This is a genomic window from Pseudoteredinibacter isoporae, from assembly GCF_011602085.1.
Classification (GTDB): domain Bacteria; phylum Pseudomonadota; class Gammaproteobacteria; order Pseudomonadales; family Cellvibrionaceae; genus Pseudoteredinibacter; species Pseudoteredinibacter isoporae.
The window spans coordinates 1155091-1181733 of the sequence record NZ_JAAONY010000001.1; the positions used below are offsets into that span (position 1 = coordinate 1155091).

Annotated in this window: 24 protein-coding genes; 14 read left to right on the plus strand and 10 right to left on the minus strand. The window is 51.0% G+C overall.

Translation table 11 applies throughout. From position 1 onward, the window contains the following. Positions 1-27: 27 nt before the first annotated feature. The 5 genes from G8768_RS05010 to G8768_RS05030 form a co-directional block, all read right to left on the minus strand. Positions 28-1161, minus strand: a complete 1134-nt coding sequence (locus G8768_RS05010; protein WP_166850381.1) for an LLM class flavin-dependent oxidoreductase — start codon at positions 1159-1161, stop codon at positions 28-30. A 343-nt stretch (positions 1162-1504) separates the two neighbouring features. Beyond that, positions 1505-2662, minus strand: coding sequence for an aromatic ring-hydroxylating oxygenase subunit alpha (locus G8768_RS05015; RefSeq protein WP_166850378.1), 1158 nt, complete (start codon positions 2660-2662; stop codon positions 1505-1507). 131 nt (positions 2663-2793) lie between these two features. After that, positions 2794-3741, minus strand: coding sequence for a sterol desaturase family protein (locus tag G8768_RS05020; protein WP_243749358.1), 948 nt, complete (start codon positions 3739-3741; stop codon positions 2794-2796). A gap of 10 nt (positions 3742-3751) precedes the next feature. After that, a complete protein-coding gene (locus G8768_RS05025) occupies positions 3752-4537 on the minus strand; it encodes a hypothetical protein (RefSeq protein WP_166850375.1) in 786 nt (261 codons plus the stop codon). Between the two features lie 22 nt (positions 4538-4559). Further along, the gene (locus G8768_RS05030; RefSeq protein WP_166850372.1) at positions 4560-5756 is read right to left on the minus strand and encodes an MFS transporter; all 1197 of its coding nucleotides are present in this window, start codon (positions 5754-5756) and stop codon (positions 4560-4562) included. A 203-nt stretch (positions 5757-5959) separates the two neighbouring features. Here G8768_RS05030 and G8768_RS05035 point away from each other — a divergent pair, with 203 nt between their 5' ends. Both G8768_RS05035 and G8768_RS05040 read left to right on the plus strand, forming a co-directional pair. Then, the gene (locus G8768_RS05035; protein WP_166850369.1) at positions 5960-8425 is read left to right on the plus strand and encodes a TonB-dependent receptor; all 2466 of its coding nucleotides are present in this window, start codon (positions 5960-5962) and stop codon (positions 8423-8425) included. 114 nt (positions 8426-8539) lie between these two features. Continuing rightward, on the plus strand, positions 8540-9139 hold the full coding sequence (locus tag G8768_RS05040; protein ID WP_166850366.1) for a TetR/AcrR family transcriptional regulator: 600 nt from the start codon (positions 8540-8542) through the stop codon (positions 9137-9139). 76 nt (positions 9140-9215) lie between these two features. Here the strand turns inward: G8768_RS05040 and G8768_RS05045 are convergent, their stop codons facing one another. From G8768_RS05045 to G8768_RS05055, 3 genes are read right to left on the minus strand one after another with little or no spacing between them, the layout of a single operon-like run. Further along, entirely contained in the window at positions 9216-10601 is a 1386-nt protein-coding gene (locus tag G8768_RS05045; RefSeq protein WP_166850363.1) for an amidase, read from the minus strand. Then, on the minus strand, positions 10598-11155 hold the full coding sequence (locus G8768_RS05050; RefSeq protein ID WP_166850360.1) for an NUDIX hydrolase: 558 nt from the start codon (positions 11153-11155) through the stop codon (positions 10598-10600). The genes G8768_RS05045 and G8768_RS05050 overlap by 4 nt, the downstream gene beginning before the upstream one ends. Continuing rightward, positions 11152-11637 carry a flavin reductase gene (locus G8768_RS05055; RefSeq protein WP_166850357.1) on the minus strand — a complete coding sequence of 162 codons (486 nt, stop codon included), beginning with the start codon at positions 11635-11637 and terminating at the stop codon, positions 11152-11154. Before G8768_RS05055 ends, G8768_RS05050 begins: the two co-directional genes overlap by 4 nt. Positions 11638-11907: 270 nt before the next feature. On the opposite strand from G8768_RS05055, the gene G8768_RS05060 reads away from it, so the two are divergent. The 9 genes from G8768_RS05060 to G8768_RS05100 all read left to right on the plus strand — a co-directional run bounded on the left by G8768_RS05060 (position 11908) and on the right by G8768_RS05100 (position 21612). Then, positions 11908-12300 (plus strand): Zn-ribbon domain-containing OB-fold protein, encoded by a 393-nt coding sequence (locus G8768_RS05060; RefSeq protein ID WP_166850355.1) that lies wholly within the window; start codon positions 11908-11910, stop codon positions 12298-12300. Next, positions 12301-13455 carry an acetyl-CoA acetyltransferase gene (locus G8768_RS05065; RefSeq protein ID WP_166850351.1) on the plus strand — a complete coding sequence of 385 codons (1155 nt, stop codon included), beginning with the start codon at positions 12301-12303 and terminating at the stop codon, positions 13453-13455. 11 nt (positions 13456-13466) lie between these two features. Further along, positions 13467-15095 (plus strand): long-chain fatty acid--CoA ligase, encoded by a 1629-nt coding sequence (locus G8768_RS05070; RefSeq protein ID WP_166850347.1) that lies wholly within the window; start codon positions 13467-13469, stop codon positions 15093-15095. Between the two features lie 7 nt (positions 15096-15102). Next, complete coding sequence (locus G8768_RS05075; protein WP_166850344.1) at positions 15103-17223, plus strand: 3-hydroxyacyl-CoA dehydrogenase NAD-binding domain-containing protein; 2121 nt, start codon at positions 15103-15105, stop codon at positions 17221-17223. A 10-nt stretch (positions 17224-17233) separates the two neighbouring features. Further along, complete coding sequence (locus G8768_RS05080) at positions 17234-18424, plus strand: acetyl-CoA C-acyltransferase (RefSeq protein WP_166850341.1); 1191 nt, start codon at positions 17234-17236, stop codon at positions 18422-18424. 78 nt (positions 18425-18502) lie between these two features. Further along, the gene (locus G8768_RS05085; RefSeq protein WP_208020071.1) at positions 18503-20281 is read left to right on the plus strand and encodes an acyl-CoA dehydrogenase family protein; all 1779 of its coding nucleotides are present in this window, start codon (positions 18503-18505) and stop codon (positions 20279-20281) included. Positions 20282-20294: 13 nt separating this feature from the next. After that, on the plus strand, positions 20295-20831 hold the full coding sequence (locus G8768_RS05090) for a DUF2889 domain-containing protein (protein WP_166850338.1): 537 nt from the start codon (positions 20295-20297) through the stop codon (positions 20829-20831). A 12-nt stretch (positions 20832-20843) separates the two neighbouring features. Next, positions 20844-21227, plus strand: a complete 384-nt coding sequence (locus G8768_RS05095) for a nuclear transport factor 2 family protein (RefSeq protein WP_166850335.1) — start codon at positions 20844-20846, stop codon at positions 21225-21227. A gap of 13 nt (positions 21228-21240) precedes the next feature. Beyond that, the gene (locus G8768_RS05100) at positions 21241-21612 is read left to right on the plus strand and encodes a YybH family protein (RefSeq protein ID WP_166850332.1); all 372 of its coding nucleotides are present in this window, start codon (positions 21241-21243) and stop codon (positions 21610-21612) included. Here the strand turns inward: G8768_RS05100 and G8768_RS05105 are convergent. Beyond that, positions 21607-22986, minus strand: coding sequence for an MATE family efflux transporter (locus tag G8768_RS05105; RefSeq protein WP_166850330.1), 1380 nt, complete (start codon positions 22984-22986; stop codon positions 21607-21609). The two genes, G8768_RS05100 and G8768_RS05105, sit on opposite strands and share 6 nt — an antisense overlap. A gap of 95 nt (positions 22987-23081) precedes the next feature. Between G8768_RS05105 and G8768_RS05110 the strand changes: the two genes are divergently transcribed. From G8768_RS05110 to G8768_RS05120, 3 genes are all read left to right on the plus strand, one after another. Next, complete coding sequence (locus G8768_RS05110; RefSeq protein ID WP_184679351.1) at positions 23082-24167, plus strand: TetR/AcrR family transcriptional regulator; 1086 nt, start codon at positions 23082-23084, stop codon at positions 24165-24167. 75 nt (positions 24168-24242) lie between these two features. Next, positions 24243-24791, plus strand: a complete 549-nt coding sequence (locus G8768_RS05115; RefSeq protein ID WP_208020072.1) for a DsrE family protein — start codon at positions 24243-24245, stop codon at positions 24789-24791. Between the two features lie 400 nt (positions 24792-25191). Further along, a complete protein-coding gene (locus G8768_RS05120; RefSeq protein WP_166850324.1) occupies positions 25192-26061 on the plus strand; it encodes a DUF1295 domain-containing protein in 870 nt (289 codons plus the stop codon). A gap of 88 nt (positions 26062-26149) precedes the next feature. Here G8768_RS05120 and G8768_RS05125 read toward each other — a convergent pair whose 3' ends face one another. Continuing rightward, on the minus strand, positions 26150-26548 hold the full coding sequence (locus G8768_RS05125) for a hypothetical protein (protein ID WP_166850323.1): 399 nt from the start codon (positions 26546-26548) through the stop codon (positions 26150-26152). Positions 26549-26643 lie beyond the last annotated feature (95 nt).

The window sequence follows — 26643 nt, forward strand, 5'->3', positions numbered from 1 at the left end:
GTGTGGCCTGAGCATAAAACAACGGTATTAGGATACCGCTTTGATCACCTGGGAGAAGTTGTCCAGCATTTCCAGTTCTTCTTCCTGTTCGAAGTAGCCCACATGGTGCCAGCATACAAATTCTTCGGTGCCGTATTTTTCTTTCAGTGCGCCAACCTGATCGATAACCTGATTGACCGTACCTTTCCACACGCGACCCATTGGGACATTGTACGGTGGCGCGTTATAGGCAAAATTAAACAGCTCTTCAAAGTCGCGGTAATGACTTTCGGCCTGTGCTTCGGTGGAACCAATGGTCAGGTGGCCGCCGAGAACCAGAGTGTTGCCCACGGTGCATTCGGTATGACCGTGTCGATGGGCTTCCTCGATGTACAGGTCCATGGTCATATCGATAAATTCTTCTTTCGAGACAAAGGCCACCAGTTTGGCGCCTTCTTTGGCCCAGAACTTTGCGGTTTCCATCGACCAGGAAAACGGCACGTACAGCGGTGGGAAGTCACGGCCTTCGCGTTGATGAGGGCGCGGCACGATACCGGTTTTTTTCAGAATGTCGCCTTCACCCAGTGCATCTTCACCGCCCCAGGCTTTGGTGGGAGGGAAAGGCCAGGTGATGTCGGTTGGTGGGATGTCCCAGAACTCGCCATAGTGATTGAAGGTTTTATTGGTCCAGGCTTTCTTGATGACCTGCCAGGATTCTTCCATCAGGCGACGGTTGCGGGCGTCGGCTTTTGAGCGGTCAGATTGTGTGGTGGTGATGTCCAGATACTGGGACAGGTTGTTCAACCAGCGTGGTGTATTACCGCGCACAAAGCCCACAAACAGACGGCCGTCGGTCATGTGATCCAGCATGGCGAGGTCTTCTGCCAGGCGCATAGGGTGGTGCGCTGTCAGAGCCATACCCACCTGGCCAACCATCAGGTTTTTGGTGTTCTGGGCAATATGCAGATTCCACAGCAGAGGGTTGGTGGTGGTTTCAATGCCTTCCACCTGAAAGTGGTGCTCGGTCATGCAGAAGCCCGCAAAGCCGTTCTCGTCGGCAAACTTCATTTGTTCGGTGGTGCGCTGTAGCAACGTATCAAAGCGCTCCGGGTCGCCACCGGGAAGCTCAACGTCTTCGCCTTTGCTGCGCATATAAGGCTGTACAAGTATATGGGCCTTCATTGCAAATCCTCTGTTGGTATGATCGTTCGTTCGATTATAGGGCGGCAAGTTGAGTTTGTATAGATGGCAGTGGTTTTGAGCGGGCTTCCTGCAGTGGCTTGCTGTGCGTCAAAGTACTTAAGTGTTTGAAATAAAAAGACTTTGTTGGCAGGGTGTTTGTTGTCGTAAAAGCCTTCGAGTCGAACCTTCCTGGTGGATTGCTTACGAATCGGGCTTTTCAGAAGCTTCCGCTGTTCGGGGTGCAATGAGCCGTAGGAGAGAGTGCGGGTAACGATTGCGTTGACCGGCCCAAAACCAACGAAGCGCCACAAAGGGCGCTTCGTTGGGGGATGGTTAAACCGTATTAATCCATTAGTGGTTTGGCTTTCTCGTCAACAATGTGACTATCGATCTTGGTGTCGAATAGGCGTTCGGCGAGGTAGTGGTGAAAGTCCACAACTACCTGCTCAAGTTCCACCAGCTTGCCCGGTTTGGCGTGTTTGGATTTCATGGATTTTTGATTGCGTTCGCAGATCCATTTGTCCTCTTCAAAGAAGGCCTCTACAAATTCCTGCTCGGATTTCCCGGGGTTAATTTTGCTCGAAGAAATGGTACCGGCTCGAATGATGGAATTCTCAGCGTCCACAGGGATGACGGAGAGATAACCCAGGTTATCGCCGATCAGAATGCCCACAAAATTCGGTGGCAAGCTGAACAGGATATAGTGCTCATACAAGCGCTGTACCGATTTAGGCATCAGAGCCATCATGGCGGATTCGGTAAAGCTGCGGCTTTCGCCGACCAGGTTACCGCCGGTTAAGGTCCAGTCCGGTTTGCCTTCGATGTAAAACGCTTCGCGGGTGGGGGTGTTAACTTCCAGGGTTTCCTGATGCACTTTAAACAGGTGATAACTCTCAATGCCGTTTTCGATGGCGAGTTTCCAGTTGGTGTTCCAGTACTCATTTTCACCGCCGGTGCCTTCGGTGAAGGATTCGATGTTGTATCGCTTCAGATATTTATCGATACCGGCATAACGTTCTTTTAAAGGCTCGGCATTGCCATTGATGTTTACAAACAGCAAGCCGTTCCAACTTTCCAGCTTAAAGTGGGGCAGGCAGTGATCGCTTTTCTCGACAGCGATGGTTCCCGGGTGTGGTACGCCAATGAGCTTGCCGGTGTCGGTGTAGGTCCAGGCGTGATAAGGACATACCATGCGACCCTTGTTGCCAAAACCTTCATCGTTCAAGGGAGTGCCGCGGTGGCGACAGACATTGGACATGGCTCGCAGCTCGCCGTCGCGGCCGCGAATAATAATGATGGGTTCATCAGCGATGGTCAGCGCGTAATAATCACCGGCGTTGGCGACTTCGCCTTCGTTACAAACGAACACCCAATCGTTGCGAAAAATTTTGTCCATTTCCAACTGATAAACTTCTTCGTCGGAATAGGCGGCAAACGGCAAGCCGGTAGCGTCTTCAATCTTGGTGCTTGCGATTTGTTTAATGGAATCCAGAAGTGTCATAGTCATCTCCTTCAGAGCCAATCCAGGCTGTATTTTGATAATTTCATTTATTGTAATGTGTTACAAACAACTGGCTAAAAAAATACCTTTTGCCCCAATGCTCAGAAGCAGGGGCAAAAGGTTGTTCTTTTTTACGCGGTTGCTTCGGCGTCGGTTTTGCTTTCAGCCTTGGCTTGGGCCGCTTCACGTTTTCGCTTCTGTTCCTGCTCCCAGGCCCAGATCGGTGGGCGAATCAGCAGTTGGAAACGGTAGCCCCAGCTTGGCGCTTCCCACAGTTGCTTGCCTAATTTGGCGAAGCCGTGGAAGAAAACCGTAAAGGGGTTCACGCTGTTAATCCGAGGGTAAACACCGAATTTAACTTTCTCATCTTCTTCCGCAAATGTACCGAACATGCGATCCCAGATGATAAAAATACCAGCGTAATTTTTATCAATGTATTTGGTGTTGGTGGCATGATGCACGCGGTGATGAGACGGCGTATTCATAATGAATTCGATCGGTCTTGGCAGCTTGCGCACCATCTGAGTGTGCAGCGCGGTTTGATACAGCTGCACCAGTGCTTCGGCCAGGAACACCATGAATGGGTGGAAGCCCAACATCACCAATGGCGCATGGAAGAAGAACGGGAAGAAGCCGTCCAGCGGGCCAAAGCGATAAGCCACCGAAATATTAAAATGCGGTGAACTGTGGTGCACGGTATGTGTTGCCCAGCCCAGACCGCAAACATGCATAAAGCGATGTTCCCAATAATAAATAACGTCGGCCAGTAAAATGCAGCCCAGCAGGCTGAGCCAGGTCATGGGCAGCTGCGTGATGCTGAAGTTTTCGTAGATCCAGAAAAAACCGGTCAAATAAAACAACAGATAAATCAAGCCACCGATAAAGCGATAGGCAAACAGGGTAATAAAGTTGGTAATGGAGTCACCAACCAAATCCCAGCTGAAGTTGCGTTTGATCGCCATGACGATCAGTTCGAAGGCGAACAGAGCCATCATGGCGATAAAGAACCAGTAGTTAATGTATTCGTCCCAGCCGTGAAGCTCGAGATCGGTTAAGCGTTGCTGTAGAAAATCCATCATGGCAGGCACTCTATTTATAAATCACGAATAAAGAGGTCAGCTCGCTGTTCTGGGTGTAGTCACGACGTTCGACGACAGCCTCAACAGCTCGACTATAATCGATATCCTGCCACGCATTGAACAAATCATTGTTTCCGTAATTACTGGGTTTCAACAACGGCGTAATGTCCCCACTCGGTATAGGGTAGCTATTGCCCTTCATGCCGGACTTGTCATAACCAATGCTGATGGTGGCCTGACTGAAATCGCTGTTGAAGTTACTGTAAATGGCAAAAACGCTGACGGTGTAGCTGTCCAGTTGATTGCTGAGCGTTTTGTTATTGGAAAACTCCTGCCATACCGTATCGGCTTTCATTAGTGCGGTGGTTCGCTGAATACCCACAACAGAGCTGGGCCAATTGCTGGCTTTCGAGGAGGATGTTGGTTTCACTCTCGGCTTGTTGGCTGGTTTGTTTTGTGGTGCCGCCGGGGGCTTGTCCTCGGTACGGCTCTTGGCTGGCGCCGGGGAGGCGGCAAGCTGCAAAGGTGCATCCGTTTGTTGGCGCTGTTCTTCCGGGAGATCAGCGGCGGCCATTTGCTCATAGGCCTGGTAGTCCGCCAGCTCAAAATAATCGGCCGTGGATTTGCGCCCGAAGGCCGCCATGGCGTAGCCCACTTCACTCATGGTGGCGTAATCCATATTGGCGCTGCTGTATTTTTCAAATTCAGTCGGCGGAGCTGCTTTTTGCAGGCTTAATGCAAAGCCAACCACCAGGCCGAGCAATAAGGTGCTCAAAACAGAGATAAAAAAGTTCATAGGCTTACCTGTTATCACGCAATTACACTTGGGAATAGTTTTCGTCATTAAGCGCATCAGAGCCGTATTGCTCTTCCAGTTCGCCATAGAACTGGGGTAGGCGCTTAAAAACATAGGCATAACAGCCTAAACAAATCGCCATAAAAAACGTTGCCAGAATCATTTTTCCATCCTCGCCCAGCAATCCATTGAACTGGGTGCCAAAGGTCATGCCTACCACGGTGGCGGGCAGGAACATGGCGGCAAAACGCCCGTCAACACTGAACTCACTATATAAGCCCAGTTGGAACGGCGTGAATATCGCCCATGAGACTGAATAAATCAGTACGGCTACGGCGTAGATCCACTTGTCATCACCGGAGGTCGACAGATAAAACATAAAGTAAACCATCAGGTGCACACCGCCGGAAATCAACATCGGGTAGCTGCGGTCAAAACGGTTGGCCAAGTAGATCGCAATGCCATTGCCAGTCAGGCTGGCCAGGTAGCCTGCCGCGAAGATGCTACTGATAAAGGTAGCAGATAATCCCATGTCCATACCCCGGTTCGCCGAGTCTGCCCAGAAAAGGCCTAAGGCGGCATACCAGATAATCGTTGTTGCAATCACGATCCACTTCAGGCGCTTCAGCAGGGGCGTCTGTTGGTAATCCTCAAGATCCTCATTCTGTTTTTCCGGCATGGGCATCCACAACGCCATGGGAATGATCGCAATCAGGCCGCAGACCAACAGGAAAGAGAACGACAGCAGAGGCACGCTCTCGCTCAGGGCTGGCATGACAAAGGAGGCTCCCGCCGACCAGATCACCTGGGCAACCAGCACCAGGGCGAACAGTGGTTCGGGGTTTTTATGGTTGCCGATGATGGAGAAAGCATGGGAGGTCACAATGCCCGCACCAAGACCGCACAGCAGGCGCGCAAACAAGGTGATGTTGAAATCTCCGTCCGCCGCCATCGTGATGCCATTCCCCGAAATAAACAGCAGCAGGCCCAGCAAACAGCTGAGCTTGAGGCTCAGGCGGTTGCGCCAGTAGCTGAAGGTGAGGCCGCTGACACAGATGCCGAACAGCTCGGCGGTGGTCAGGGTGGCGGTGGACTCGATATCAAATACCAAGCTGAAGGAGGCAAAAATAAAGGGCAGTATATTGGCGGCAGCGCCGCCGATGACTGCCAGGAACAGGAGGCTGATTATTTGTCTTCTATTAAAACTGGTCTGAATCATCGTTCTCTTCTCGGCTAAAAATCGTTATTCCGATCAAATTCTCATTGACAAGGGCTTATTGAAATTTGTAGTCTCGCCAATAATACGATCGAACGTTCGGTCATGCAATGCTTGGCTTGCACGAATCCGCCCGCACAACGATCGATTGCACAACGTAGAGTGGTAATAATTTTTAAAACAATAAAGAGCGAGAGGCTAGGAGTATGTCTGAGATTAGGAGTTTCCCTGTAAAACCCCTGCTGGGGGCCATTTTGGTGGGCTCAACCCTGGCTGCCGACTGGGCAGCAGCACAAATTGAAGAGGTTATGGTAACCGCCCAGCGGCGTACCGAGTCCGCCCAGGACGTACCGGTATCCCTGACGGCCTACAGTGCCGAAGACCTGAAGATCGTTAATGTGACCCGCAGCAGTCAGCTGGCGGCCCAAACCCCGAACATGGTGGCAGTGGATGGCAACTTCGGCCTATCTGCGCCGATCATCAGTATGCGTGGCGTGAGTAACGTCGATTTCAGCGCGATTTCCAACACCCCGATTGCGGTGTATAGCGATGGGGTCATCCTGAACAACATTCAGACCCACGGCTTCGCCATGTTTGATCTGGAGCGCGTGGAAATTTTGCGTGGCCCCCAGGGCACCCTGTTCGGTCGCAACTCCACCACCGGTGCCATGCAGGTATTTTCGGCGCGTCCTACCGAAGAGTTCAGTGCGGGCGTTGAGGTAACCTTGGGTCGCTTCGATCGCTCGCGTCAGGAGGCCTTTGTTTCCGGCAAACTCACCGACAGCACCCGCGCGCGTCTGGCCTATGTCAGCAATCGCTCCGACGGTTACGTCAAGGATCAGCTTGGCCGCGATGCCCAAAACGAAGATGTGCAGGCCGCACGTTTCAGTTTGGATTGGGATGCCAGTGAAGATGTCAAAGTGGAATGGCGCCTGGCCCATCAGCAGATCGACAACAAGCCGGTTGTCTTCCATAACCAATTGGCGACTAATGTTTTTGATCCGACCTCACCCGGTGGCGCGGCTTCGGATTTTCGTCGCGTGACCTTAAGCCCGGACTATGTGCGTAAGGAAAAAGGCGAGACCATCATGAGTTCGCTGACGGTGGATTGGGATCTGGGGGATATGAACCTCGTTTCCGTGACCGGTATTGTGGATCACGATTTCCAGTATCAAAACGATGAAGATGCCAGCACCCAGGCGCTGGGGCATAGTCAGGCCTTTACCGGCCAGCGTCAGCTGACCCAGGAATTTCGCCTGCAAGGTCAAACCGATCGACTTGACTGGGTAGCCGGTGTGTTCTTTATGGACGAAGATGTGGAGTCGCAAACCTCTTACGACATCAACGGTATTCTGGCGGCATTGCCGCACGGTTTCGTGCCGGGCAGTGATGGCACCATCGGTGGTTTCGATGCGGCGCTCGGTCTTGGCGGGGCGTGGATTGGCTCTGCGCAACTGGCAGGTTTCGAAGCAACGGACAGCATTACTGTGGCCCAGGCTTACAATGTGTTGCAAGCCGTTGGCCGAATCCCGCAGGGTAATGTGTCCACTCGCGCCAACAAGCACAAACAAAATCTCGAGAGTATGGCGGTATTTTCACATATGAAATATCGCATCAGCGATTACTGGGGAGCGACCCTGGGTTTGCGTTGGAGTCGTGATGAAAAAGATTTGAATGGCCAGTACCTCGGCTGTTATGTAGGGCAAAACCCGAATCTTGGGCACGGTCGTTTCGATCAGTTGCAGGGCATCGGCGTCAACTTGAATGCTCCGGGAGGCTTCGATTTGGCCAGTCTGGTCATGGATCCGGAGATTTGTGGTGTGAACAATGGTCAGCCGGAAAGCTTTGGTGCTGACGCCAGTTGGGATTCCCTCAGCGGTAAGCTCTCTTTTGAATACACGCCTGACGAAGAATCCCTGTACTACTTCGGTGTGTCTCGCGGCTTTAAGGGTGGCAGCTTTAACGGCACCTACTACAACCGTCTAGTGGAAGTTGATCCTGAAAAACTGACCTCGTTCGAGTTGGGTACCAAGCATTATCTGCTGGATCGTCGCATGACGTTAAACGCGGCCTTGTTCCAATACGACTACACCGACTTCCAGGCGGTTATCGCCGTTACCTTGCCATCGCAATTGCAGGGAACCACGGTGGTAAACGAACTGGTGAACGTACCGGATTCCACCATTCGCGGTGCCGAACTGGAAATGGCTTACAACCCCATTACCAATCTGGTGCTGACTTTGGGCGCTTCCTGGTTGGATTCCAAAGTGGACAAGCAACCGACAGTCAGTGCCGGTACCATTCCGAACATCCGTGGCAACGAATTCCGTTATGCGCCTGAGTTTACCTTCAATGGTGTGCTGAGTTACACCATTGAAATGGACGACTGGGGTTACTTAACGCCGCAGTTGGATTGGTCCTACACCGATGCGTACTTTACCGACATTGGTAACAATCCTCTGGGTAAAACCGATGACAACTGGATGACCAATGCGCGCCTGAACTGGTCCAGCTCCGACGAGCGCCTGAATGCAACTCTGTTTGTTGAGAACCTGACCGACGAAGTGTACAACAGCTCCAACACCCGCGAGTTCACCGCTTCCTTCGGTACCACCTTTTCAACCTACAGCAAACCACGCACCGTGGGCTTAACACTTTCATATCGCATATAACTGTTTAGCGACGGTTAGGTGAGATCCTCACCCAATTGCTTTGCGGGCCACTGGCCCGCTTTTTTTTGCCTGCAATGCTTTGTAAGATGACCTCGTAAGAAAATCGAGGTAGCTATGGCAAGACCAAGCGTAAAAGAAGAAAGGGCAGAAGCCATATTGGCCGCGTTCGAACGCTGTGTCGCACGATACGGCGTAGAGGGTGCGACCCTTGAGCGCATTTCCAAAGAATCCGGCCTGCATCGCAGTTTGCTTCGCCACCATGTGGGCAATCGCGAGGCCCTGCTCGACCGTTTGATCGAGCGCTGCATCGATACCGAGCAAGATGAAATAAAACGGTTATTCGAAGATATTGAACAAGAAGGTAGCCAGCCGGATCAGGCCGACGAAGCCATCATTGCCTACCTCTTCGGGGAAATGCCTGAGCAAGAGCAGCTCAAAATAAAAGTCGCCCTGGCATTGCTGGCCGCCGTCGAGAACCACCCCAATATTAAAAAGCGTTTGTTTCAATGGAACAAGGACTTCATCACAACCCTTCAGGAAATACTGCAAAGTGTTTACCCCAAGGTGGGTGAGGCGCAATGCGCAGCGGTTGCCTGGGGTTTGGCCAGCATTTCCCTGAGTAGCCTGTCTATTGCCCCGCTTGGGAGTGGTCAGGTGTTTCAGGAAAGCAGTTTGCAAGTTGCGAGAACGTTGCTGAAGAGCTTGCGTGTGTAGGGTTTGAATTTCCAGATCTTAGCAATTGCCCAGCTCGGTTTTGACGCTTCTGGGCAATAAAAATTACGCTCGAAAATCAGATTGGAAATGCTCTTTGTGCGGGGCGAATGTTTTCATATTGCCTGGCTAGCTGAAGCACCCCGGCATCATCAAACCTCGGCCCCACAATCTGAAGCCCAATCGGCAGCCCCCCTTCGGTGTAGCCACAATTAATCGAAGCGGCCGGTTGCTCACTGATGTTAAACAGAAAATTATTGCACCAGGGATCGAACAGCTTGTTGGGGGCATCCGCGGGCAACTCAGCTGCAAAAGCCGGGCGGGGTGTTGAGGGCAGTAACAGATAGTCGACTGCCGAGCACATCTCCAGTGTTTTTACGCCCAGCTGGCGCATTGCCATTGTGGCATCAAATAAATCGACCGCCGAAACCTCTTCGCACCGACGCGTAAATTCATCAATGTACGGGCTTTGCTTTCTCAAATGTTTCGGATATTGCTTGAATTCATGGTGACAGCGTTGCTGATAATAAAGTTCGGCACAATCCTCATCACCGGAGGAAAATGGGCTCTCGATTGGAATAATGCGGTGCCCCAAATCTTCCAGTTGTTGCGCTGCGCAAGTAATTGCCGCAAGAGTTTCCGGGTCCGGGCTGGTGCCAAAACCAATATTCAGGAGCAGGCCCAGGCGTAAAGACGGTCTTGCTTTATTTAGGTGCTCGGAATAATCGGTATCTTGCCAGTTCAGGGCGCGCGCATCGCGATAATCAGGGCGGCTTAAAATATTTAAATAGGCCGCCGAATCACTGACCGAGCGTGACATAGGGCCGGCAACCAGAGTATCGGCATTGCTCGGGTAATAGGGTACACGCCCCTGGCTGGGCTTCAGGCCAAATAAACCGGTATAGGATGCGGGCAGACGAATAGAGCCAACAATATCGGTGCCGGCTGCAACCGGGTTTAAACCTGCACAAATGGCCGCGGCCGTTCCTGAACTGCTGCCGCCCGTAGTGACATTGCTGTTCCAGGGGTTGCGCGTAATACCGTGCTGAGAACTGTAACCGGAGGCCAAAATACCGAAGTCCGGCATCGTGGTTTTGCCGAGGGAAATCATCCCTGCCTCTTTTTGTCGAGCGACTAAAGGGCAGTCTTCATTCCATTCATGCTCATCGGAATTGTTGGCCGCGGAACCCCGGTAACTTTTTTGGCCCCGGCTCAATAAGGCATCTTTGACGCTGGTGGGAATACCATCAAACAGGCTGCTTGGTTCTCCATTCAGCCAGCGTTGTTCGGATTTTTTGGCTTCTTCGCGGGCGCCCTCATGATCAATACAGTAAAAGGCATTGTATATCGGGTTGAGGGACTCCAGACGACTTAGCTGAGTGTCAACGACCTCAACCGGGCTCAACGTTTTACTTTGGTACAGGCGGCTGAGTTCCAGTGCGCTAAGTGTTGAAACATCACTCATGAAGCATTTCCTAACAAATTGGCTTGGCTGTTAATGGTTTCGTGGATCAGTGGAAACTGACCCCGTTTCTGATCAATAAAAAACTGTTGAAGTGCCGCAGCAATGCTGGGGTAGGCCAGTTGTGACCAGGGAATTTCATGCTGCTTGAATAATTGTGCCTCCAGCGTTTCCAATCCCGCTTCCACCTTGGGGGTGATCAGTTTGGCCAGATAATACATGTAGGTCTGATTGATGTGAGGCAGGTTGTAAACGGCATACAATGATTCAATTTCAAGCTGAGCGCGAGTTTCTTCTTCCGCCTCACGCATCGCACCTTCGTCGCTGGATTCGCCGTTTTCCATGAAGCCGGCGGGCAAACACCAAAGGCCTTTTTGGGGTTCAATGCCCCGGCGGCAAAGCAACACCTGATCCTGCCAGTGTGCAATCACACCGACCACCAGCTTCGGGTTTTCATAGTGAATGCGGCTGCATTGGTTACAAATATGGCGCTCGCGCAGATCGCCTGCGGGAATGGCAAGAATCAATTTATGGCCGCAGTCGCTACAGAAATTCATGCGCACAGCCCGGCAAATTTACCGCGATGGAACGCCAGGGCTTCGCCATCATTTTGCTGAAGTTGCTCGACTTTACCGATCAATAAACGATGATCACCGCCATCATGATTGGCGTGCATCGAACATTCAAAGCGGGCCAGACAATTCTCAATGGCCGGCGCCTTGCTGTCGTTCCGGGTCAGTTCGACATTGGCAAAACGATCCCCTTCTTTGCTGGCGAACTGGTAAGCCAAAGCATCTTGCTCACGTTTCAGAACGTGAATGTTGAAGTGATCACAGCCATTAAAGGCGTCGAAATTGCTGCTGCTTTTGCCAATGCTCCACAGCACCAGGGCCGGCTCCAGAGACAGAGAATTAAAGCTGCTGGCCGTCATGCCAACGGCATTGCCTGCCTTGTCATAGCAGGTGATTACCGTCACGCCGGTCGCAAATTGGCCTAGGGCATCTCTCAGTTCTCTTGGGTCGATTCGGCTTGATTCCACAATTCAGCACTCACTTTCTGGATGATTCATAGGGTTCGCAGGGCCTGTACCAGCGGCAGGCCTGGAAGGGTGGGCTGCCGATTGTTTAGCTTTGCGAACGAACGTTCGATAATATTATGTTTGATTCACTTTTGTGTCAAATTTTAAGCAATTAAGTCCATTGAAATTGATCTTGACACGAACGATCGTTCGATGAAAATATAATAATGGCTAAATAGTGTTTTAAGAACCGCTACAGCACAGAGCGGCAACAGCAAGATAGAGGAGTGAATGGTGGGGCAATCTATTAACGGGCACGGGCCATGGGCGGAGTACCAACAGCGCCTGAATGCCGGTCAGTTTTGCATTCAGCAAGGGGGGAATGGTGATTATTTCTTTTACCCGAGAGTCAATGTGCCCGCACAGGGCGGTACCGATTGGCAGTGGGTGGAAGCCAGTGGCCGCGCGAGTATCTATTCCCTTAGCCGTATTCCCCAGCGCCCGGAGCGTGGCGGCGACTACTATGTGGCCATTGTTGAGTTGGCTGAAGGCCCGCGCCTCATGAGCCAGCTGCGCCTCAATTTAGACGCTCAACCTCAAATTGGTGATTCAGTGCTCGCCATTATTGAGCAGAAAGAAGATGCCGATGCCTTGCTGGTCTTTCAACATGGGGAGGTCGCTTAGATGTCTGCTGAAAATTTGCGCGGAAAAACCGCCGTTGTCGGTGTCGCCCAGGCGGGCGTTGGCAATTGCGAAGGTTGGCAGCCACTCGAGCTTATGGGCTTGGCGGTTCAGGGTGCGCTGGACGATGCCGGCATTGCTCTGCATGAAGTCGATGGTCTGTGTGCCACAACTGGCTCCCATTATTTTGCCAGCCTGAGTGCCGCCGAATATTTAGGTATTCAACCCAGCTTTACCAGCTGCGATATGAATGGTGGCTCATCGTTTATGTCACAGCTGCTGCAAGGGGTGATGGCCATTGAAGCGGGTTTGTGTAAAACCGTGGTGATTGCCTATGGCAGCAATGCTCGCAGCAACGGTGGTAATCATGCTGGTTTGATCGAAACCCCGGAGTGGGAGCAGCTGTATCGACCGCGCATTCCGGTCACTGGGTATGCTCTGGCGGCGGCCAGGCATATGCATGAATACGGCACGACTCGTGAGCAGCTCGCCGAAGTTGTTGTGGCAGCGCGTAGCTGGGGGGCTATGAATCCGGAAGCGTTTGTGCAAGACAAGATCGATCTTGAAACGGTTTTGGGGGCAAAAATAATTTCCGATCCATTATCCGTTATGGATTGCTGTTTGGTGACCGATGGTGCGGCCGCGATGGTGTTGGTTGCGAAAGATCGCGCCAAAGAGTACGGCAAAAAAGCCGCCTATGTTCTGGGTTCTTCCTCGGCGACAACACATCGACAGATTGACCAAATGCCCGACCTTACCACCACCGCAGCAGTGCAAAGTGGTGAGCGAGCTTATCAAATGGCGGGGGTTCAGGCTTCCGATATCGACGCCATTCAGTTGTATGACGCCTTTTCAATCAATGTAATTTTATTTTTGGAAGATCTGGGTTTCTGCGCCAAAGGTGAAGGTGGTGCATTTGTCTCCGGTGGGCGAATTGCGCCCGGCGGAGAGCGGCCAGTAAACACCAATGGTGGTGGCATTTCCTGCGTGCATCCAGGTATGTACGGCTTGTTCTGCATGATCGAGGCGATTCGCCAACTGCGTGGCGAATGCGGCGATCGACAAATTCAATCGGCTGAGCTTGCTCTGGCCCACGGTAATGGTGGGACCTTGTCCAGCCAGGCCACCACTATCTTTGGCACAGAAGCCTGTTTGTAAGGGGAAAAGAAATGCTCGGTAAAATGATGGATTTTCAATTAACGATTCCCGCTGTCATGCGCCATGCGCGCAAAATTCACGGCGAAGCCGAAATCGTTTCCAAATTGGCTGATGGCAGTTTGCATCGTTATCGCTATGTTGATGCCTTCGATCGTGTGGCCAAACTGGCGGGTGCGTTAAAAAAACTGGGTGTCGAACAGGGTGATGTTATCGGCACTCTGGCCTGGAACAGTTATCGCCATTTTGAGTTGTATTATGGGGTTCCTGGTATCGGCGCGATCTGCCACACAATCAATCCCCGCCTTTCCGATGAGCAATTTGATTTTGTTTTAAATGATGCTCGTGACCAGTGGATTTTTGTTGACCCGGATTTCCTGCCCTTAATGGCTCGTCTGCAAGACAAATTCAAAACCGTAAAAGGTTACATCGTGCTCTGTGATGAGGCGGATATGCCTGAGCACAATCTGCAAAATGTGTACTGCTATGAAAGTTTGTTGGCAGAACAATCCGTGCAGTTTGATTGGCCGGAACTGGAAGAAAACCTGGCCTGCGGCATTTGTTATACCTCGGGTACTACGGGCAATCCAAAGGGGGTGGTGTACAGCCATCGCTCAACGGTATTGATCAGCCTAACTGCCAACACCAGCAGCTCCGTCGGCATGCAGCCGGAAGATTCTCTATTGGCGGTTGTGCCCATGTTCCATGTGAATGCCTGGAATATTCCTTACGCGGGTGCCATGGCTGGCGCGAAGATGGTGTTCCCCGGACGTTTCATGGGTGATGGCCAGGCACTGGCGGAACTGATGAATGAAGAGCGCGTGCGTTTCGCATCCGGTGTGCCGACAGTGTGGTTGGCCTTGCTGCAACACCTGCGCGAAAACAACACCAAATTGGAAACGGTTGAACGCTTGATGGTGGGTGGTGCTGCAACGCCAGTTGCCATGATGAAAGCGTTTGAAGAAGAGCAGGGCATCTTTATGCAGCAGGGCTGGGGCATGACGGAAACCAGCCCCCTCGGCACCATGAACATGCCAACCCCGAGCATGGAAAAGCTCGACAAAGAAGCGCAGTTCGAATTACGCAAAACCGTTGGCCGCCCAACGTTTGGTATTGAGGTTCGCATTGTTGATGATGCGCTGAATGAACTCCCCTGGGATGGTAAAACTCCGGGTTCTTTCCAGGTACGTGGCCCCTGGGTGTGTTCTCAATATCTTGGCATTGAGCAATCCGATGCTCATACCGAAGATGACTGGTTCGATACCGGCGACATCGCCGTGATTGATAAGCAGGGTTACGTTTCCATCACCGATCGCAGCAAAGACGTGATCAAATCCGGCGGCGAATGGATCAGCTCTGCGGATTTGGAAAATGCCGTTATGGCTCACGACAGTGTGTTGGAAGCGGCCGCAATAGGTGTATATCACCCGAAGTGGTCTGAGCGCCCGCTGTTGATCGTGGTGACCAAACCCGGTGTGGAAGTCAGCGAAGAAGAGTTAAAAACGTTCCTGGCCACTCAGGTCACGCGCTGGTGGATTCCGGAAACCATTTTATTTACCACCGAGTTACCGCACACCGCGACCGGAAAGGTCAGCAAAAAAGATCTGCGCGAACAGTATCGCGATTTTTCATATCAGGAATAAAACCGAAATGTCTGAAGTGAATCACTATGTTGATTATCGCCGGGAAGGTGGCATTGCTTTCTTAAGCATGTGTCATGCTCCGGTGAATACCTTGAGTTATGAGCTGCGTTGCGCCATCGATCATTATCTGGATGTTGCGGAACAGGATCAGGAGGTGAAAGCCCTGGTACTGCGTTCAGAGTTGTCGGCGTTTTCAGCCGGTGCCGACATCAGCGAATTTGGAACGGAAAAATCCTTCGCCGAACCCAGCTTGCCTGCGTTGTGCGATCGTATTGACCGATTCCCGAAATGGGTGATCGCAGAAGTCGCCGGTTATGCGCTTGGTGGCGGTTTGGAATTGGCCCTGGCGGCGGACAAACGCATCGCCACCCGGGGGAGCAAGCTGGGCTTGCCGGAAGTCAATCTGGGTATTTTACCGGGTGCGGGCGGCACTCAGCGATTGCCCCGATTGATTGCACCAAGTCTCGCGGCAAGAATGATGTGTGATGGTAAGCCCATTTCATCGGAGCAGGCTCTGGATTTGGGTCTGGTTAATGCCCTGCTGGCATCTTCCGAGCATTCCGAAGCGGCTATTCATCAACTGTTGAAAGAATGTGAAGCGGGTACTCCTGACAATATGTTTGAGCAGGATTATTCCTTAAGTCGCGAAGAAGAAACGGCTTTACTTGAATATCAGGCGCAACAGGCGCGTCGCTGGACCGGTTTGAAATCGCCCCAGGCGATTATCGAAGCCGTTCAGCGAGGCATGAAAAGCTCGCTTGAGGATGCTTTGGCCTTGGAGCGCAAACTTTTCAATGATTGTGCGGCGAGTCCTCAGGCCAGAGCCTTGCAGCATGCGTTTTTTGCCGAAAAAGACGCTCTGAAGGTTCCGGGCATAAACCGCGACGATGCCCGCCTGGCGATTCAGGAGGTGGCCATCATTGGTTCGGGTTTGATGGGCTGTGGTATTGCCATCAACTTTTTATTGGCGGGTATTCCAACTCGCTTATTGGATGTAAACAGCGAGGCGCTTGAAAAAGCCCGGGCTTATATTCAAAAAACCATTGAATCCGGTCGTGATAAAGGCCGCATCAGTGCGCAGATTTGCGAGCAGGCAATGGCTGCACTGTCCACGGCCAGTGATTATGAAGACATTGCCAATGCCGATCTGGTGATCGAGGCGGTGTTCGAGGATTTGACGGTTAAGCAATCGGTATTTAAAGAGCTGAATCGTCACTGCAAAGCCGAAGCTATTCTGGCTAGTAATACCTCAACATTGGATTTGAATGCGATTGCGGATGTTTGCGCCCGCCCTGAAAACGTCATTGGCCTGCATTTTTTCAGTCCGGCAAACATTATGAAATTGCTGGAAGTTGTGCGCACCGAGCGAACCTCTGAGCCGGTGTTGGCGACCTGCCTTAAGTTGGCGAAGAAAATTAACAAAGTCGCAGTAACCGTTGGGGTGTGTTACGGCTTTGTCGGCAATCGCATGGTTGCGCCGTATTCTCGCGAGGCGTTCCGCATGGTGTTGGAAGGCGCAAGCCCAAGTCAGGTGGATTCTGCCCTGCGCGAATTCGGTATGGCAATGGGCCCAATTGAAATGGCTGATATGGCGGGCATTGATGTGGGTTGCATGGCAGCCTTGGCCAATCAGCATGAGTGGCAGGGTGAAGAAAGCTATCAGGCTCTGCAGTTTGCTTTGCGTGAACAAGGAAGGTTAGGCCAGAAAACATCGGCTGGCGTTTATCGTTATGACGGTGGGAAAAAACAGGAAGACCCTGAAGTTCTGGCATTGGCAAAAGAGATTGCTCAGTCCCAGGGTATTGAGCAAAGAAATATTTCCAAGGAAGAAATTATTCAACGCTGTATTTTCAGTTTAGCCAATGAGGGCTTTCGAATTCTTGAGGAGGGCATTGCCCTGCGTTCAGGGGATATCGATGTTATTTACCTGAATGGTTATGGCTTTCCGCGTTGGCGAGGTGGCCCGATGCAATACGCCGACGAAACCGGTTTGCAAAATGTATTGCAAGGCCTCGAAAACCTTCAAAAAAATCTGGGTGCCTACGGCGAACGTTGGTTCGCGGCCGCACCGCTGCTGAAAGAGCTGGCACAAGCCAATCGCAGCGCCAAATCATTTTCTAACGTTTAGGAGTTCAAGCATGAGCCAACGTGAAGCTTATATTGTTTCTACCGCACGTACCCCGATCGCCAAAGCGTTTCGTGGTGCATTTAACATCACCAAGTCTCCGAGCTTGTCTGCCTTTGCGATCAAGGCTGCTGTAGAGCGTAGTGGCGTGGATGCTGCACGCTTTGATGATTTGGTCATGGGGACTTCTTTGCAAGCCGGAACGGCAGGTATGAACCTGGGGCGCATGGCGGCGCTGGCATCCGGTTTGCCGTTGACGGTTTCTGGTCAGTCAATTGATCGTCAATGTTCTTCCGGTTTGATGTCCGTAGCGATAGCAGCAAAACAAATCGTCGTCGACAAAATGGAAGCTGTGGTAGCTGCTGGTCATGAGCATATTTCCATGGTTCAAACACCCGCTTTCGACTGGATCATGAAGGAAAAAGACGAAACCGTACTGGCCAACTCCGATACGGCCTATATGCCGATGCTGCAAACCGCCGAGTACATTTGTAAAAAATACAATATTTCCCGTGAGTCCCAGGATGAGTACGCCTTGTTGTCCCAGCAGCGCACCGCGGCCGCCCAGGCAGCGGGTGCTTTTGATCAGGAAATTGTTCCGGTAACGACGACCAAGGCGGTGTTCAATAAAGTCACTAAGGAAACCAGTTTTGCTGAAGTTACCTTGGAGCAGGACGAAGGCAATCGCCCCGAAACGACATTGGAAAGCTTGCAGGCTTTAAATCCGGTTGTAGAGGGCGGCTTTATTACTGCGGGCAACGCTTCACAGCTTTCCGACGGCGCGGCGGCTTGTGTCTTGGTCTCCAGTGATCTGGCGGTGCGCGAAAACCTGGAACCGCTGGGCGTTTATCGCGGCATGATGGTGGCAGGTCTTGAGCCGGAAGAAATGGGCATCGGCCCTATTTATGCTGTTCCGAAACTATTGAAAGCGCATGGCTTAACCGTTGACGATATTGGTTTGTGGGAGTTGAACGAAGCCTTTGCCTGCCAGGTGATTTACAGCGCCGAAAAGCTTGGCATTCCATTGGAAAAACTCAACGTTAACGGCGGCGGCATTTCCATTGGCCACCCCTATGGCATGACCGGTACGCGTCTGGTAGGCCATGCGCTGATTGAAGGTAAGCGCCGAGGTGCTCGCTATGTGGTGGTGACCATGTGTGTTGGTGGCGGTATGGGTGCGGCCGGTTTGTTTGAAGTGTTGTAAGGCTTGCCGTTGTTCGCTTTGAAAAAAGCACGCGATAAAGCCGCAACAAAAGATATTCGTTTTTGAGAGATTATTATTGTGACTCAGTATCACGTACCTTATGACAGCATTCGCTTTGCCTTTGAGCAGGTGATGGATATTCCAAATAGCTATTCGCCGGATTTGGATATGGATTTTATCACCGCCGTTTGGGGGGAAGCCGGTCGCTTTGCGGAGGAGCAGTTGGCGCCTTTAAATCAGAGTGGCGATGAGCAAGGCTGTCAGTGGCAAGACGGTGAAGTGAGCACCCCAAAGGGCTTTAAGGCGGCTTACCAGCAGTTTGTTGAAAATGGTTGGCCAGCTTTGGCCCAACCAGAAGAGTTGGGTGGTCAGGCTTTGCCCATGAGCTTGCAGTTTTCGCTCTATGAAATGCTGGTCAGTGCCAATCTGGCCTGGACTCTGTACCCAACCATTACCTGGGGAGCGGTAACGACCTTAAAAACCCACGGTACGGAATCTCAAAAAGCCGATTATCTACCTGAATTAGTCAGCGGCCGCTGGCAGGGTACTATGTGCCTGACCGAGGCGCACTGTGGTTCGGATCTTGGTTTGTTGAAAACCAAAGCGGTTGTCAACGACGATGGCAGTTACTCACTGAGTGGCAGTAAAATTTTTATTTCCTCCGGTGAGCACGATATGGTCGACAATGTTGTGCACATCACCCTGGCACGCATCGAAAGTGCCCCAGAGGGAGTGCGTGGCATCTCGCTGTTTCTGGTGCCGAAGTTTTTGCCGAACGAGAACGGCGAATTCAATCAGCGCAATTCCGTGGCTTGCGGTTCTATCGAACACAAGATGGGCATTCATGGTAATGCGACTTGTGTGATCAATTTTGATGGCGCGAAAGGTTTTCTGATCGGTGAGCCTAATCGTGGTCTTGCCAATATGTTCACTTTTATCAATGAGTCCCGGGTGGATGTGTGCTTGCAAGCCCAGGGACAAATTGAAAAATCCTTTCAGAATGCCCTGGCCTATGCCAAAGAACGTTTGCAAATGAAGGCGAGCCCCCGCTTTAACGATCAGAAAGCGGCTGACCCAATTATCGCTCACCCGGAAATTCGCCGATTACTGCTTACCCAGCAGGCTTTTTCAGAGGCCTCAAGAATGATGTCTTATGAGTTGGCGGCCAAGGTAGATCGTCTCCATGATGGTGGAGAGCTTGCTGCATCGGCTCAAGCCGCGTTGGCTTTTCTAACACCCATTGCCAAAGGTTTTATTACCGAGGTGGCGATGGAAGCCACCAGTCATGGTGTGCAGGTTCTGGGTGGCCATGGTTTTATCCAGGAATACGGCATGGAGCAGCTCTACCGCGATGTTCGCATTACGGCCATCTATGAAGGTACAACGGCGATTCAGGGCATCGACCTGATCTCGCGCAAAATCATCGCGGATCAACAACAGCAGTTAAATCTTTTTATTCAACAGATTCAGGATAACTGCGAACAGGCATTGACTCTGGATAATCAACGCTTGCACCAAAGCGCTCGACAGATTGCCCAATCGGTTCAGGATTGGCAGCGTTTAAACAGGGAATGCTTGCCGACGTTCAGTGAAGACATGGCTGAAGTCAATGCCGCCGCCAGTGAATACCTGATGTATTGTGGATATATCGTGGCGGCCCACTATCTATTACGTGCAGCTTGTGCTGCTGAAGCCTATTCAGGTTCGGATTACAGTGCAGACTTTCTTCAGCAAAAAACGGCGTTGCTGGAGTTTTATGTCGCACGCATTCTGCCGAGAACCCAGTCCCTGGCGACATCTATTGTGTCGGGTAATGCGGCGATTGCGGATTACTATCTGCAAGGCCTTGGCAACTAAACCGGACTGATTCATGTCAAGCAGAAAACGATCACATACCCGGAATATTCAAGTGCAGGCCTATGAGCGCGATGATGGCTTGTGGGATATTGAAGCGCATTTAACCGACAAAAAATACTTTGATCTGAGTACGCCCGACAGGGAATTAATCGGCAGTGATGATTATCTTCACAATATGTTTCTGCGGATCAGTATTGATCTGGAGATGACCATTCGCGAAGTGGAAACGGGCATGACAGATACCCCCTACCAACGTTGCCCGCAGGTGTTGCCCAATTATCAGCGTTTGCTTGGTGTTGTGATTGGGCCTGGCTGGCAGCGTGAAGTTAAACAGCGCCTGGGTGGCGTGGAAGGGTGCACGCATTTGCGCGAACTGCTGGGGCCTATGGCAACGGTGGCGTACCAGGCCATTACCGATGCGGTGTATCGCCCGGTTGATTACCGGGAAAATCCCCAGGTATTTAAGCCCCTGTTGGATAGCTGTCACGGTTTGAACAGCAGCGGCGATGTCATTCCCAGGCTATGGCCGGACTTTATTGAAAAGAATTAGAGGATAACAACAATGACTGACGTATTGATTCAAACTCGTTTGCAATTGCTCAAAGACTTTGCCCAGGCTTGGAACGATCATGATATCGACGCCCTGATGGCATGCATGGCTGAGGGGTGTCGTTTCGACAGTTCTGCCGGTGCAGATGTCTTTGGCAAGCGCGCTGAGGGCGTGGAAGCAGTAAAAGCAAGCTATGAAGCTATTTTTACGGTGTTCCCTGATGCCAAATGGAATGAAGATAGCCACTTTGTGGCCGGTGATCGGGGTGTTTCAGAATGGCGATTTACCGGCACAAAAGCGGATGGCAGCTCGGTAAACCTGATGGGTTGCGATCTCTTTGTTTTTGAAGGCGATAAGATTCTGGTTAAAGATTCCTATCGTAAAAATCCTGCTTGAGTGAGGGCAAAGCATGAGTGCACATGACAAAGAAGCTATTGAGCTGGTTTACAAAACCCTGGTCAAATCCCTGTTGAAAAAAGATTTTACAAAAGCCCGAGCGCTCTATGTTGAGCAAGGGGCTTATGTGAAACCCGATGGTGAGTTAACGCAAAACGACGATGAGTTGCATTCAGAGTTGGAGCGCTTCTCCACCATCATCGCGAATATGAATCTGCTTAAGCGCAGTATTCATATCGTTGATGATACCGCGCTGGTCGTGGTGGCATGGCACTGGGCCGATGACCCATCGGATACTCCCGAGCCCCAGCGAGCCATCGATGTGTTGCGAAAATCCGCCTGTGGTGAGTGGCAATTTATTATCGACAATCCGATGGGCTTATAGTTGCCCGTGGCGCATTAGTTTGGCAATGCTGTATTTTTTATACAGCAGCACCGCCAGTATCAGGGTGCCGGCTTCAGCCAGGGTAATGCTCAGTACCGGAGAATACTCCGGTACTAAATAGATAAACACCGCGATAAAGGTCAGGGGCAAAATCAGGCTGCGACTGAGTGCAATAAAGGATGACGCGGCCGCCCGATGCAGTGCGGTTAAGTAGGCCGATAACGTGATGTTTAAACCATTAAGGATAAACACTGGCCACAGAATATCGGCAAATGCCCGGGCCTGGTCCAGCAGTGGCTGTTTATCACCTTGGATAAATACGGACATGATGTGCTCAGCGGAACTGAGCAAAATAACACTGAAGGTGATGCCCACGCTGATGCTGGCGCTCAACGCAATCAACAGAAAGCGGCGCAGTTGCTGCCATTGTTTTGCGCCGTAACACTGACTGCTGAGTGCTTGCAGGCAATCGGCGATGCTGAAGCTCACCAGCAAACCGATAAACATGGTGTAGTTCACCAGGCTGAAGGCAGCCAGCCCCTGGGTGCCCAGTTGCTTGATGATCAGCAAGTTAATAATAAAAGCTACGGTGCCGGCGGACATCTCATTAATAAATTCTGACAGGCCGTTGAAAGAACTCTGAGCGAGACTGGACCAGTTCTTCTGGCGAAATGAGAAGCTCAGAATTCGCTCTTTGTGCAGGAAATACAGTGACAGCACCAATAAGGCACAAAGTTGAGACAAGCCGGTGGCCAGGGCCGCGCCATAGAGACCGAGGTCGAGTCGTGCGATAAACAGATAGTCGAGCCCGACATTTAAAATCGCTGCCGAGATCAGAGCCGCCGATGCCAGAGCAGGCTTCCCCGCAATGCGGACAAAAAAGTACAGGCCGATACTCATGGCCTGGACCGGCAAAAAGGGCAGAAGGGTTTTAAAGTAATTGTCGAGCAGGCTCTTCAGGGAGTCATCCGCGCCGAGCAGGCGATATAGGGGCTCGGCCAGGGTAAAGCTGAGTGCGCAAAACAACAGGGAGACAGCAATCAGAGCCATTAATGCCTTACTGAAAATATTTGAGCTGTCTTGATAATTTTCTTCGCCAATCCATTTTCCCGCTGATACGGATCCGCCGACGGCCAGCATATAAAAAAGCCCGGCGTACACGGAAAAAATCGGGATCAGCAGATTAATTGCGGCTAAAGCGGTTTCGCCTTCATAGCGGCCGATAAAGATGCCGTCGACAATCGAAGCGGAGGAAATGGCCAGCAGGCCAATCAGCGAAGGCAGCAGATACTTCAGAAACGTTCGGCCAGCGGGTGCGTGACTGACCGTTTGTGATTTGTCGGGCTTCGGTGTGTTGGCTTGATTGGGTGACATAGTATTGATTGTCATCGTTTATGATCAATAATTGTATAATAATACGTTTATTATTCAATGGATTTGCTACAATTGGGCAAAATTTGGGGGACCCAATGGCCGAAGAGACACAAACTGCAGAAAAAAGCTTGGAACATAAGCTCAATAAAATAGAAAGCAGCTACAGCATACGCAAACGCAACAGTGACAAGGGCGTTTGTGTGGAGTCGGATCTCACCAAGGAAGATGTCGGTAATCACGCCTGGGTGTTGGATGATGCCTGTGCTCGCATGGCCTGGGTGGCCGCCCATGAATTATTGCGCAGCCAGGAGAAGAACCATCTGCTGCGCATCGAGAATACCCATTTAAATGCTTTTGCCCAAGGTGAGGGTGACAGTCTTCAGGCCATCGCAGAAATTATTTTTAAAAATGCCGAGCGTTGCGCCATTCGTGTGCAGCTCTTCCGTGGTGCTCCGGAACATAAGGCCAGCCCGGAAACGCTCATCGCCGAATATAACCTGCAAGGTCAGTGGTACGATATTAAGGAAGCGGCGGCCAAAGCCGAAGAAATTGTAGCGGCTCGTAATGAACAGCCGGTCGCGAGCAAAAGTCAGCCATTAACGCCCAAAGAGCAGGCCATAGAAGATAAAAAACGTCGTATTTTTGAAGGTGCCTGCGAGGTGATTGGTCGTGAAGGTTATGCGGCGACCACCATTCGTAAAGTTGCCAAGGCTGCGGGTCTACCTATTTCCACCATGTACCAGTATATCGAGAGCAAGGAAGATCTGCTCTTTATGATTACCAGCGGTTGCATGGAGGAAATCTTCGATTATATGTACGAGGAGATGAGCACCGATCACCCGCCGGCCCAGAAGCTGGAAGAGGCGGTCACGGCTTATATGAAGTACATTTCCAAAAATCGCCGTTACATTAATCTGGTATATCGCGAAACCCGTGCCCTGAGCCGTCACAATCGTGAGAAGGTCTTTGATATTGAACGCAAGTTCACCCAGCTTTGGGAAGCGATCATTATTGAGGGCAACAAAGAAGGCGTATTCGATGCGCCGAAATCACGTTTGGCGGCCAATATGGTCTACTTCTTCTGTAATGTCTGGTCGTTACGCTACTGGAGCGTTCAGGATTACACCGAGGAAGAAGTGAAAGAGTATCTGATGCGGTTTATTCGCCAGGGGCTGAACTGATTCATTGCAATCAGGCATTGATTCAAGCACATAACAGTACAAGCATGTAACAATAAACAGTAGAGGGAGCTTAAGGTGAAGTTGTTTAACACATTCGTAGCGGTATTGTTTTTGATTCTGGCAACACAGAATATAGCATTGGCCGGAGCTGATGCCTTTACTCCCGGTCCGCAGATTAAGAACTTTGGTGAAAACGCCAAGGTTAATCAAAGCAAACCCGTCAGCAAAGATGCCAAGTTTAAAGTGGCCTTCGATGTCGGTAAGCCTGCTGAGCCGGGTAAGCTGAATCGCAACTTCAATTCTCTCGCCCGTTTTATCAATATGCATATCGCCGCTGGCGTAAAACCAGAGAATATTGAGCTGGCTCTGGTGGTGCACGGTAAAGCCGGTCTCGACCTTTTGCACAATAGGGCACGCAAAGCCAAAGAGCTGACCGAGAACCCTAATTTACCTTTGTTGAAAGCGTTGATGAACAACAATACTCAAGTCTTCCTGTGTGGCCAGACAGCGGCGTATTACGATATTAAAAACGAAGATTTGTATGACGGCGTGCAAATGTCTTTGTCGGCGATGACGGCCCATGCACTTTTGCAGCAGAATGGTTATACGGTGAATCCGTTTTAAATCTCAGGCGGGTTTCTTTTCAGTTTCAGTGGTCGATCAAAGGGATCAAAAGCCCTGCTTCACGATCGGCGACCTTCCAGGTTTCCCTCACTCACAAAAAAACCTCGCAAAAAACGCGAGTCTTTTTTGCTCCTTCGGCGCTCGCTCTGAATGGTTCAGCCGGGCTTTTGGTCCCTTTGATCAGTTGAAAACAGTGGCCAAGAGGCTCGGGTGTTCAACTGCATTGCATCTTTACCGCGCTATGGCCTCAAATTCGGGCAAAATTTGTAGCTATATTCAGTCTCTGGATTAGCAGGTATTACTTGATCGAGGCATCTTTAAGTCTTATAGTGATAGTAACATGATCCGATGATCCTAAATCTCTGGCAATGCGTAGAAAATAATTAAAAGCGGGGGCCTTATGGCGAAGTATATGCGGGCGTTGAAGTTCTTATTGGTGATTGCGGCAGTGGCGGTTGGGTTGGGCTATGCGGGCAGCAGTCACAGTTTGGCGGCTTTCGAATGGCCCATTTTTGCCTTGTGTATGGGCTTGGCCTTTGCCGTGCAATGGCTGATGTTTATTCCGGCCTATATTTGGCAGACCGAGCGCTACTTTGACTTAACCGGCAGCCTTACCTATATCGGTGTGACGCTGCTCGCTGTTTTTCTTGCCGCGAAAGACGACATGCGCAGCATCGTGCTGACGGCCATGGTGCTTATCTGGGCACTGCGTTTAGGCAGCTTCTTGTTTACTCGCATCCTGCAAGACGGTTCAGACCACCGCTTCGATCAGATCAAGCCCAATGCTCCTCGCTTCTTTGTGGTGTGGACGCTACAAGGCCTATGGGTATCCTTCACGGCCGCTGCCGCACTGGCCGCCATCAGCAGCGAAAAGGTTTTAGAGTTGCAGTTGTGGGATGGCTTCGCCATCGCGCTATGGATTTTCGGCTTCGCCTTTGAAGCAATTTCCGATCGCCAAAAACGACTCTTCCGCGCCGATCCAGCCAATAAGGGACGTTATATCAATACCGGTTTATGGGCTTACTCCCGCCACCCGAACTATTTTGGCGAAATCTGCTTATGGATAGGCGTAGCGATTCTAGCCGTGCCAGTACTGCAATCCTGGCAGTACGCCACTTTGCTAAGCCCTGTGTTTGTCATTCTGTTGCTGACTCGTATTTCCGGTATTCCCGGTTTGGAAGCCGGGGCGGATAAGCGCTGGGGAGAAGAAGAGGAGTATCAGGCTTATAAGCGGAATACTCCGGTTTTGATTCCGAAGTTGAAAAATTAACTGCATTGATTGAATCTTGGGTTTTATAGGCTCATTGAACGGAGTAGCTGGTACCACCTGCTGCTCTGCGCAATGTCATGTGAATATATTATTGATTAAATAGTTTTTTCAATCCATCGTAATTTCTATCAATGATAAGTTCTAGCGCTTCACGGGCCTGCGATTTGTTAAAAGTCTGGGTCTGCAAAATAACAGTGCCTTTCGACTTATATAAGCCAAACCAGCGGCTTACGTCCCCAGGGAAATAGCATTCAGACACAAACTGTAGGCCTCCTCCCTCTCCAAATCCTGATACCCATAACATTTCATCTTGCCCATTGATCAATATCGATAGAGTGGGGGAACATTTCTGCAATTCGTTTGCTTTTCCAACCTCTCCTTCCCAATCAAATTGATCGAAAGCAATCATGGCTTCGTCTTTGCTTATGTTTGACTGCGTTTCTGATTCATTAAGAGCATGATGTGCATATTGAAAATTCAAATCCATGATTTCACCTTCCTATGGAGCTGCATTGCTATATTCATCCTTTTTATTAGGCTGTCTACCTAAACCCTTATTGTCGCAGCGTATATAATGACTAA